The organism is Immundisolibacter sp., assembly GCF_028696615.1.
GTDB lineage: Bacteria > Pseudomonadota > Gammaproteobacteria > Immundisolibacterales > Immundisolibacteraceae > Immundisolibacter.
On sequence record NZ_JAQVGQ010000102.1, the window covers coordinates 1 to 8,911 of the forward strand.

The 8,911-nt window shown below is 71.3% G+C and carries 7 protein-coding genes; all 7 read right to left on the reverse strand.

The features are described from left to right. Window positions 1-226: 226 nt before the first annotated feature. A complete protein-coding gene (locus PHC73_RS08110) occupies window positions 227-1,495 on the reverse strand; it encodes an acyl-CoA dehydrogenase family protein (RefSeq protein WP_300126576.1) in 1,269 nt (422 codons plus the stop codon). A gap of 11 nt (window positions 1,496-1,506) precedes the next feature. After that, window positions 1,507-2,547 carry an acyl-CoA dehydrogenase family protein gene (locus tag PHC73_RS08115; RefSeq protein WP_300126578.1) on the reverse strand — a complete coding sequence of 347 codons (1,041 nt, stop codon included), beginning with the start codon at window positions 2,545-2,547 and terminating at the stop codon, window positions 1,507-1,509. Between the two features lie 327 nt (window positions 2,548-2,874). Next, a complete protein-coding gene (locus PHC73_RS08120; RefSeq protein WP_300126580.1) occupies window positions 2,875-4,266 on the reverse strand; it encodes an NAD-dependent malic enzyme in 1,392 nt (463 codons plus the stop codon). A 53-nt stretch (window positions 4,267-4,319) separates the two neighbouring features. Beyond that, on the reverse strand, window positions 4,320-5,297 hold the full coding sequence (locus tag PHC73_RS08125; protein WP_300126582.1) for a LysR substrate-binding domain-containing protein: 978 nt from the start codon (window positions 5,295-5,297) through the stop codon (window positions 4,320-4,322). A gap of 45 nt (window positions 5,298-5,342) precedes the next feature. Further along, on the reverse strand, window positions 5,343-7,175 hold the full coding sequence (gene glmS / locus PHC73_RS08130; RefSeq protein WP_300126584.1) for a glutamine--fructose-6-phosphate transaminase (isomerizing): 1,833 nt from the start codon (window positions 7,173-7,175) through the stop codon (window positions 5,343-5,345). A 2-nt stretch (window positions 7,176-7,177) separates the two neighbouring features. Next, window positions 7,178-8,572 (reverse strand): bifunctional UDP-N-acetylglucosamine diphosphorylase/glucosamine-1-phosphate N-acetyltransferase GlmU, encoded by a 1,395-nt coding sequence (gene glmU, locus PHC73_RS08135; RefSeq protein ID WP_300126586.1) that lies wholly within the window; start codon window positions 8,570-8,572, stop codon window positions 7,178-7,180. A 46-nt stretch (window positions 8,573-8,618) separates the two neighbouring features. Then, window positions 8,619-8,911 (reverse strand): ATP synthase F1 subunit epsilon (gene atpC / locus PHC73_RS08140; RefSeq protein WP_300126588.1); only part of this gene is annotated, 293 nt, incomplete at its 5' end.

An 8,911-nucleotide genomic window follows, 5' to 3' on the forward strand; every position in this document is an offset into this window, starting at 1 on the left:
GCACGGCGGGCCGACAGCGCTTTCGGCGCCGCCCGCAGCCGGCCGGGCGTGCCAGGGACGGCCTTTCCGGCGCTCAGAGTTTGTGAAGAAATGCGCGTCCTGCGCATTTCTTGCGTCGCCCGTCCGGTACACGCCCGGACGGGCTCCCGCGAATCAAGCCCTTACGGGCTCGATTCGCGTCCGGCCATCCCTGGCCGGTCTGAGAGCTTGAAAAATTCACAAGCTCTCAGTCCGCCGCCCGCCAGCCACCGCCACGCGGCAGGTCGCGAAACGGCAGATCGCGCGGCACGTAGGTTTCCTGCGGCAGGCCGAGCAGACGCTCGGCGATGATGGTGCGCTGGATCTCGTCCGTGCCGCCGGCGATGCGCATGCACGGGTTCTCCAGCAGCGCCGCCTGAAATGCCCCTTGCCAAGGCGCGTCGGCGCCGGCCAGCATGGCCTGCGGACCCAGCAGTTCGAGGCCGAAGCAGGTCATCTCCTGCGACAGGCGCGCGAATTCCATCTTCACGATGGAGCCCTCCGGCCCCGGGATGCCGCCCTGCGAGACGGTGGTCAGCACCCGGTAGCTCATGTGCTCGATGGCGCGGGCGCGCACCGTGAACGCCGCCAGGCGCTGGCGCACGGCGGCGTCTTCGAGCGCCGGGCGGCCGGCAAGCTCGCTGCGTTTGGCAAGTTCGAGCAAATGCCTCAGCTGCGGGCCGCCGAAGGCCCCCGACGAACCCCAGGCGCCGACGAAAAAGCGTTCGTACATCAGCGTGGTGAGCGACACCCGCCAGCCGTCGTCGACGGCGCCGACGCGGTCCGCATCCGGCACGCGCAGGTCCTCGAAGCACACATGGCTGAAATGCGAGCCGCCGTTCGGGTGGCGCACGTCGTCGACCCGCACGCCGGGCGCGCGCATGTCGACCACGAAGCAGGTCAGGCCCTTGTGCTTGGGAACATGCGGATTGCTGCGGGCGACCAGAAAACCGCAGTCGGCGTAGGCACCGTCGGAAATCCAGACCTTGTCGCCGCGGATGCGCCAGTGATCGCCGTCGCGCTCGGCCGCGCAGGCGAGCGCCGCGAAATCCGAGCCCGCGCCCGGCTCGCTGAACAGCTGGCACCAGGCCAGCTCCCCGCGCAGCGTCGGCGGCAGCCAGCGCGCCTTCTGTTCGGCGCTGCCGTGTGCCAGCAGCGTATAGCCGACGTGGCCCTGGCCCATCAGCAGCACCGCCGGCGGCGTCACCACGCGCCGCTCCTCCTGGTTCCAGATGATCTGCTGCATGATGCTGCCGCCGCGCCCGCCATACTCGGTGGGCCAGAACACGCCGGCCCAGCCGGCGTCGTACTTGCGGCGTTGCCAGGCGCGCGCGGCCTGCATTTCCTGTTCGGTCGGCCAGTTCTCGAACACGCCGGGCTCGATGGCGGCGGGATCGCGCAGCGGCGCGTTGGCTTCGAGCCAGGCGCGGGCCTGCGCACGGAAGGCGGCTTCGTCGGGGCTGTCGCGAAAATCCATGATGGTTCTCCTCAGGCAGCCGCCGTGCCGATCAACCATGCCCGCCACTGCGCCGCGCTGCCGAGCGCGGCCTCGAGCGCGCGGGCGCGGCGCAGGTGCAGGTGCGCCTCGCAAGCCCAGGTGAAGCCGACGGCGCCGTGCACGTGCAGGCTTTCCTGCGCGGCGAGCAGGTAGGTGTCGGTGGCACTCGCGCGGGCCAGCGCGGCGGCCTCGGCCAGCAGTGCCGGGGTGCTCTCGGCGAGCGCGTAGGCGCCGAAGTAGGCGTTCGCGCGGGCGAGTTCGATTTCGACGTGCAACGCGGCCAGCTTGTGCTTGACCGCCTGAAAGGCGCCGATCGGCTGGCCGAAGGCGTAACGCTCTTTCGCATAGGCGACGGCGAGATCGAGACACCGCTGCGCGCCGCCGAGCTGCTCGAAGGCATGCAGGATGGCGGCGCGGTCGCGCCAGCCGTCGACCGGACCGAGCGCGATCGCGGGCGCGCCGTCGAGGACGATCTGCGCCGCGGTATGGGCCAGGTCGAGCGTGGCGAGCGGGCGGCGCTGCGCCGCGCCGCGCAGGTCGACCAGCCAGGCATTGCCAGCCGCATCGGCACACAGCACCACGTCGGCGATCAGTCCGTCGGGCACCGGCGCCAGCGCGCCGCTGGCACGCCCGGCGGACACCGACACCGCCGGCACCGCGCAACCGGGCGCCGGCAGGCACAGCGCCGCGCGCAGCGCGCCGGCGGCGAGTGTCTGGCGCAACGCCGGCTGCGCCGCGAGCGCCTCGCCGGCCAGCAATGTGGCCGCCAGCGGCACCGGTGCCAACGCGCGGCCAGCCTCGTAGGCGGCGAGCGTCAGCTCCTCGGCGCCGAGGCCGCGCCCGCCGTCGCTCGCCGGTAACGCCAGACCCGGCCAGCGCTGCTCGGCCAGCGCCTGCCATAACTCGGCGTCGAAGGCGACCGCACCGGCGTCGGCGTAGGCGCGCAGCCGGCGCGGCGCCGGGTGCTGGTCGAACAGCGCCGCGATGTCCGCAGCCAACGCCGTCTGCGCTGCCGAGTAGGCGAATTCCATGCGCGCTCCTCCTCGTTTAGTTTTGAAAATGAAAAATTCCATCCCTGGAATTTTTCATTTCGCTGCGGCGCGGTACACGCCCGCGCCGCGCTCCGCGATTCGCGGACAAGGCCCGCGATTCGCGCCGGGGCGTCCTGCCCCGGATCGGGGCATTGAAAAATTCCATCCCTGGAATTTTTCATTTCGCTGCGGCGCGGTACACGCCCGCGCCGCGCTCCGCGATTCGCGGACAAGGCCCGCGATTCGCGCCGGGGCATCCTGCCCCGGATCGGGGCATTGAAAAATTCCATCCCTGGAATTTTTCATTTCGCTGCGGCGCGGTACATCTCAGCGCCGCGCCACGCCATCCTCGCGCGCCGCCTGCTTGACCGCCTCGGCCACCGCCGGCGCCACGGCAGGGTCGAACACGCTCGGGATGATGTAGTCCGGCTGTAGGGCTTCGTGTGGGATCACGGCGGCGATGGCACGCGCCGCGGCCAGCTTCATGCCGCCGGTGATGCGCCGCGCCTGGCAGTCGAGGGCGCCGCGGAACAGCCCCGGGAAGCACAGCACGTTGTTGATCTGGTTTGGATAATCACTGCGCCCGGTGGCCATGATGGCGACCAGCGGCAGCGCAATGGCGGGGTCGATCTCGGGGTCCGGGTTGGACATGGCGAACACGATCGGATCGCGCGCCATGGCCTTGATGTCCTCGACGCCAATCAGGTTCGGCCCCGACAGGCCGATGAACACATCCGCCCCGCGCAGCACCTCGCGCAGGCTGCCGGTCTCGTCGTCCGGATTGGTCCTGACCAGGTAGGCGCGCTTGGCGGGGTTCAGGTCCGCGCGCGTGCTCGACAGCGCGCCGCCGCGGTCACAGCCGATGATGTTGCGCACGCCGAGTTCCAGCAGGATCTCGGTACAGGCGGTGCCGGCGGCGCCCACGCCGGCGACCACCACCTTCAAATCCGCCGCGCGCTTGCCGGTGAGCTGCAGGGCGTTCAGGAAGGCCGCCGCCAGCACCACGGCGGTGCCGTGCTGGTCGTCGTGGAACACCGGAATGTCGAGCTGTTCCTGCAGGCGGCGCTCGATCTCGAAGCAGCGCGGCGCGGCGATGTCCTCGAGGTTGATGCCGCCAAAACCCGGCGCCAGCGCCGCCACGGCGGCGATCACGGCCTCGGTGTCCTGGGTGGCAAGACAGATCGGAAACGCGTCCACGCCGCCGAATTCCTTGAACAGCTGCGCCTTGCCTTCCATCACCGGCATGGCCGCATACGGGCCGATGTTGCCCAGACCCAGCACCGCCGAGCCGTCGCTGACCACCGCCACCGTGTTGCGCTTGATGGTGAGGTTCCAGGCCGCCGCCGGGTCGGCGGCGATGGCCCGGCACACGCGCGCCACACCGGGCGTGTAGACCATCGACAGCTGATCGCGCGTGCGCACCGGGGTCTTGCTGACGACTTCGATCTTGCCGCCCAGGTGCAGCAGAAACGTGCGGTCCGACCAGCTCACCACCTCCACGCCCGGCACCGCGCGCAAGGCGGCGACGATGCGCTCGGCGTGCGCCTCGTCGCGGCTGTCGATGGTGATGTCGCGCACCGTATGCTCGGCGTCGGCGCGCACGATGTCGATGGCGCCGACGTCGCCGCCCTCATCGCCGATGGCCTTCAGCGCCTGCGCCAGCAGGCCGGGCCGGCTGGCCAGGCGCAGGCGTACGGTGATGGAATTGCTGACGCTCATGTTCGGGTCTCCGTGAGGGTTGAGGCGTCGCGCCGAGCGCCGCGACAGGCCGCTCAAATCAGCGCCGCCGGCGCGGTGGTGGCGATCAGCGCCGCGATGGCCTGCGGCTGTCGCAGCCTGCGCGCCTCGTCCACCACCTCGCGCGTCAGGTGCGGCGCCAGTTGTGTAATGAAATCGTACACATAGCCGCGCAAAAAACGCCCCGGCGCGAAGGCCACGTAGACGCGCCCGCGCGGCAGCAGCGGACCGGCGTCGAGCAGCGCAAGATCGCTGTCGGCCGCCGCCTGGTAAGCCGCCGCCGCCATGAGGCCGACACCAAACCCCTCGCGCACATAACGCTTGAGCACCGAGGTATCGACCGCGGTCAACGCCAGCCGCGGATGCAGACCCGCCGCGGTGAAACAGTCCTCGAGCGCCGAGTGGCCGTCGAAGGCGAAGCTGTAGGTCACCAGCGGATGCTGGGCGATGGCGGCCAGCGTCAGTGGCCGCGCAGTGACGAGCGGATGATCCGGCCGGCAGAACACGCCGTAATGCCAGGCCGCCACCGGCAGCAGCACCAGGTGCGGGTAGAGCCCCGGATCGTCGGTGGTGATCAGCAGGTCCACGTCGTCCTGCGCCGCCATATCGGCCAGCTGCAGCGGCGTGCCCTGCAGCAGATCGATGCGCACCTGCGGGTAGCGACGGTGAAACTCGGCCAGCACCGGCGGCAGCACGAAGCCGGCCTGGGTGTGCGTGGTGGCGATGCCGAGCTCGCCCTGGTCAGGGGCGGCGAAGTCGCGCGTCAGGCGGCGGATGGTGTCGGCGCGGTCGAGCATCTGCTCGGCCTGCGCCAGCACGGCCCGGCCGGCCGGCGTCAGCGCCACGAACTGCTTGCCGCGACGCTGGAACAGCTCGACGCCGAGCTCCTGTTCGAGCAGGCGAATCTGCTTGCTGACGCCGGGTTGCGAGGTGTACAGGCGCGCCGCCGCGGCCGAGACGTTCAAGTCCCGGCGCACGATCTCGACCAGGTAACGCAGTTGCTGCAGCTTCACGCCGGCGATTATCGCAGGCCGCAACCGCTGCGACGCACCGGCCGGCTACTCCACCGTCACCGACTTGGCGAGGTTGCGCGGCTGGTCGACGTCGGTGCCGCGGATCACCGCCACGTGGTAAGCGAGCAGTTGCAGCGGCACGCTGAACAGCACCGGCGTGAGGTGACCGATGGCGTCCGTCGGCACGCCGACCAGCGTCACGTCGCTGCCGGCAAGCCCGCCGGCGGCGTCGGCGAACACCAGCAGCCGCCCGCCGCGGGCGCGGACCTCTTCCATGTTGGACTTGAGCTTCTCGAGCAGCGGATCGCTCGGCGCCACCGCCACCACCGGCATGTCGGCATCCACCAGCGCCAGCGGGCCGTGCTTGAGCTCGCCGGCCGCGTAGGCCTCGGCGTGGATGTAGGAAATCTCCTTCAGCTTGAGCGCGCCTTCCTGCGCCACCGGGTAGTGCACGCCGCGGCCCAGGAACAGCGCGTGGTGCTTGTCGGCGAATTGCGGGGCGAGCGCGGCGATCGCCGCGTCGAGCTGCAGCACCGCCTGCACCGCCGCCGGCAGACGGCGCAGCTCGGCGACCAGCGCCGCCTCGGCCTCGGCAGCCAGGCGATGACGCCGGCCGAGCGCGATCACCAGCAGCATGAGGGCGGTGAGCTGGGTGGTGAAGGCCTTGGTGGAGGCGACGCCGATCTCCGGCCCGGCGTGCGTCATCAGCTTCAGGTCCGCCTCGCGCGTGAGCGAGCTTTCCGGCACGTTGCAGATGGCGAGCGTGTGGGCATAGCCGCGCCGGCGCGCCTCGCGCAGCGCCTCCAGCGTGTCGGCGGTTTCGCCGGATTGGGAAATGGCCACCAGCAGGGCATCCGCCGGCACCACACTGTCGCGGTAGCGGAACTCGGAGGCGATTTCCACCTGGCACGGCAGCCCCGCGATCGCCTCGAACCAGTACCGCGCCACGCAACCGGCGTGGAAACTCGTGCCGCAGGCGACGATGCGCACCTCGCGCACGCGATCGAAAATGGCGCTCGCCTCAGTGCCGAAGGCCGCCTCCAGCACACGCGTCTCACCCAAGCGGCCGTCGAGCGTGTCGGCGATCGCCTGCGGCTGCTCGAAGATCTCCTTCTGCATGTAGTGCCGGTAGGCGCCGCGCTCGGTGGCGGCGGCACTGAGGCTGCTGCGCTGCAGCGGCCGCTCGACCGGCCGGCCGGCGGCATCGACCACGCGCACCGCGCCGATGCGCAGCTCGGCCACGTCGCCGTCGTGCAGGAACAACATGTCCTGCGTGAACGGCAACAGCGCCGCCGCATCCGAGGCCAGATACACGGCATCCGGCGCCACGCCGATCACCAGCGGACTGCCGCGGCGGGCGGCGATCAGCCGCTCGGGATCGGCACCGGACAGCACGCCGATGGCGAACGCGCCCTCGAGCTGCGCCGCCGCGGCGCGCACCGCCTCGAACAGGTCGAGTCCCTGGTCCAGGTGCAGGCGAACCTGATGGCCGATGACTTCGGTGTCGGTCTGCGAGGTGAACTCGAAACCTGCGGCCTGCTGCACCTGCCGCAGCGCCTGGTGGTTCTCGATGATGCCGTTGTGCACCACCGCCAGCTCGCCGCGCGAGATGTGCGGGTGGGAGTTGGCCTCGCTCGGCGCGCCGTGCGTGGCCCAGCGCGTGTGGCCGATGCCGGCGAAGCCATGCAGCGGCGCGGCCGCCAGGCGACGGCCGAGCTCGGCCACCTTGCCCACCGCCCGCACCCGCTGCAGGCGGCCATCCGCCTGGCACACGGCGATGCCGGCCGAGTCATAGCCGCGGTACTCGAGCCGGCGCAGGCCCTCGAGCAGGTCGGGGACCACGTCGTGCCGGGCGATGGCGCAGACGATGCCGCACATGGTCAGGAAGCCGGCTTCTTGCGCGGCCGTTGCCAGCCGGGGATGGTTTTTTGCGCCGCCCGCGTCAGCGTGAGGCCACCCGGCGGCGCCTCGCGGCTGATCACCGAGCCCGCGCCGATGGTGGCGTCCTCGCCGATGGTGACCGGCGCCACCAGGGAGCTGTTCGAGCCGATGAAGGCATCGTCACCGATCACGGTGCGGTGTTTGGCGGCGCCGTCGTAGTTGCAGGTGATGGTGCCGGCGCCGATGTTGACGCGCGCGCCGATGGCGGCGTCGCCGAGATAACTCAAGTGGTTGGCCTTGGCGCCGGTGCCGAGGCGGCTGTTCTTCACCTCGACGAAGTTGCCGATGTGCACGTCCTGCGCCAGCTCGGTGCCCGGCCGCAGGCGCGCGTACGGCCCGACCACGGAGTTCGGCCCGACTCGCGCGCCCTCGACGAGGCTGAACGGCTCGATGCGGGCGCCAGGCCCGATGATCGCGTCGCGCAGGATGCAGTGCGCGCCGATGCGCACGCCGTCGCCCAACACGACGCGACCTTCGAAGATGACGCCAACGTCGATCTCGACGTCGCGCCCGACGCTGACGTCACCGCGCACGTCCAGGCGCGCCGGATCACGCAGCGTGACACCCTCATCCAGCAGGCGCTCGGCCAGCCGGCGCTGCAGCTCGCGCTCGCAGCGCGCTAGCTGCGCGCGGTCGTTGACGCCCAGGATTTCGGTCTCGTCGGCCGCCGGCACGCCCACCACCGGCACACCATCGGCCACCGCCATGGCCACGATGTCGGTCAGATACCGCTCGCCCTGGGCGTTGTCGTCGCCAAGGCGACCGAGCCAGCCAGCCAGGCGCGCGGCCGGGATCAGTAAGGTGCCGGTATTGATCTCCCGCACGGCCAGCTGGTCCGGACCGGCGTCGCGCTGCTCGACGATGCCGCGTACCGCCCCGTCGGCAGCGCGCAGGATGCGCCCGTAACCGGTCGGGTCGTCGACGCTGGCAGTGAGGATGGCCAGCGCCTCGTGCGGCGTCGCCAGCAGCGCTCGCAAGGTCGACCCGCGCAGCAGCGGCACGTCGCCACACAGCACCAGCACCCGCCCGCGCGGCTCGAGCAGCGGCAGCGCCGCCGCCACGGCATCGCCGGTGCCGCGCTGAGCGGCCTGGTGGGCCCAGCGGCACGCCGCCACGCCTTCGAGATGCGCCTTGAGTTCGTCGCCGCCGTGCCCGTACACCAGCACCGGGGACGCCGTGCTGCCAGTCTCCTGCAGCAAGGCTTCGGCGGTGGCCAGCACGTGATCGATCAGCGCCCGGCCGCCGAGCGGCTGCAGCACCTTGGGCCGGGCCGAGCGCATGCGCTTGCCCTGCCCGGCGGCCAGGATGACGATCTGTAGCGGCGCGTCGGTCATGAACGCCAGCGCTTGCCTGGCGGTAGCGCTGCGCGGGGCGGCCGGATCAGCGCGCGGCCTGCCGGCGCAGGCGCTGGATGGCCGCCAGCTGGGCCATGGCCTCGGCCAGCTCGGCGCTGGCCGTGGCGTACTCGAAATCGCCGGTGCGGTTTTCCATGGCCGCTTCGGCGCGCTGTTTGGCGGCCACCGCCGCCGCCTCGTCGAGGTCGGCAGCGCGCACGGCGGTATCGGCCAACACCGTCACCGTCGCCGGCTGCACTTCCAGGATGCCGCCGGCCACGAACACCAGCTCCTCGCCGCCGTCCGGGCGCTGGATGCGCACCGTGCCCGGCTTGATGC

Coding starts and splice junctions, on each gene's coding strand:
- PHC73_RS08110 (WP_300126576.1), bottom strand. CDS start 1,495: ATGGATTTTCGCGACAGCCCCGACGAAGCCGCCTTCCGTGCGCAGGCC.
- PHC73_RS08115 (WP_300126578.1), bottom strand. CDS start 2,547: ATGGAATTCGCCTACTCGGCAGCGCAGACGGCGTTGGCTGCGGACATC.
- PHC73_RS08120 (WP_300126580.1), bottom strand. CDS start 4,266: ATGAGCGTCAGCAATTCCATCACCGTACGCCTGCGCCTGGCCAGCCGG.
- glmS (WP_300126584.1), bottom strand. CDS start 7,175: ATGTGCGGCATCGTCTGCGCCATCGCCCGGCACGACGTGGTCCCCGAC.
- glmU (WP_300126586.1), bottom strand. CDS start 8,572: ATGACCGACGCGCCGCTACAGATCGTCATCCTGGCCGCCGGGCAGGGC.